The following is a 1,060-nucleotide window of genomic DNA, read 5'->3' on the forward strand; positions in this document are numbered from 1 at the left end:
GCCAAGGGCGACCGCCTGGGCAAAATCCCCGGCGTTATAGGCCCGCCAGGCATCCTGTACCTGTTCATCCTCAGGCCAGGGTTCGGCATCCCCCTGATGGAGGCGTTCCCAGTTATCCGCCAGCTTCTGGCCAGCATAGTCATAGGCCGCATCCGCGTAGGGGAAGGGGACAAATTCGAGTTGTGAAGTGGTCATGCTTGTTCTCCCTGTAGCATGTGAATCAAACCTTGTCGGTATAGTGATGGGCGAGGGCGCCCAGATGAGCGCGGGCATCGGCCCGCAAATAGGGTGCGACCAGCTGCATCACCTGAAAGACGCCGAGTGCAATATCAGCGTCCCCCTTGGGGTGCAGTGCCCGCTGGTATGAGATCCAGAATGTGCCCACCAGCGCCACATTGTCCGCCAGGGAGCGCATCTGTTGTGCCGTGCCCTGCATCAACCCGACCGTCTGCAGGTGATGGCAAATGGCGGCAGCAGTCTGCTCCTTGCGGCGCAGCAGGGCGGAAAAACGCAGCTCAACCTGATGATAACCACTCATCAGGGTAGAGATGTCGTAGTAGAGGAAACGGTACTGCCAGATGGCTTCAAACATCAGGTGGAGGAAGAGCCAGATATCCTCCGCTTCATCGGAGGGGGTACTGACCGCATCCAGCAGGCGATCCATCTGCTGTTCAAACTCGCCGAACAGCGCATTGACGATCTCCTCCTTGTTATGGAAGTGGTAGTAAAGATTGCCCTGGCTTATCTCCATCTCGGCCGCAATGGCCGAGGTGGTGACGCTGGGTTCCCCTTGTCGATTGAAACAGGCGAGGGCTGTAGTCAGGATCCGCTCCCGGGTACGGCGTTTGGGTTTGCGATCCATGCTACTCCTTTGCGGGGGAACGACGCACGCCGTGGCGATAGCGTTTGATCAGCCAGTGTTGCAGCTGTTCCAGCGACTTGTCGAGGGCGGCGACCGAGCCGCTGCCTGGGGCCAGCAGGGTGCGATCGGCATCTGCCAGCGCAGCCAGATTGAGCTCGAGACCATGCTTGGCCAGCACCGGCGCCAGCTCGTCACGCC

1 protein-coding gene and 2 pseudogenes are annotated in these 1,060 nt (G+C 59.9%); all 3 read right to left on the reverse strand.

The window, feature by feature from the left end; translation table 11 throughout:
• Positions 1–195 (reverse strand): annotated as a pseudogene (locus tag LD28_RS0111730) (hypothetical protein); the annotation flags it as partial.
• Between the two features lie 25 nt (positions 196–220).
• A complete protein-coding gene (locus tag LD28_RS0111735; RefSeq protein WP_033137153.1) occupies positions 221–862 on the reverse strand; it encodes a TetR/AcrR family transcriptional regulator in 642 nt (213 codons plus the stop codon).
• Between the two features lies 1 nt (position 863).
• Positions 864–1,060, reverse strand: a pseudogene (locus LD28_RS23400) (patatin family protein); the annotation flags it as partial.

Origin of the sequence: Aeromonas finlandensis (assembly GCF_000764645.1) — a bacterium.
GTDB classification, from domain to species: domain Bacteria; phylum Pseudomonadota; class Gammaproteobacteria; order Enterobacterales; family Aeromonadaceae; genus Aeromonas; species Aeromonas finlandensis.

What these genes read in the sequence shown, in the direction of transcription:
- LD28_RS0111735 (WP_033137153.1), bottom strand. Translation starts at nt 862, where the DNA reads ATGGATCGCAAACCCAAACGCCGTACCCGGGAGCGGATCCTGACTACA.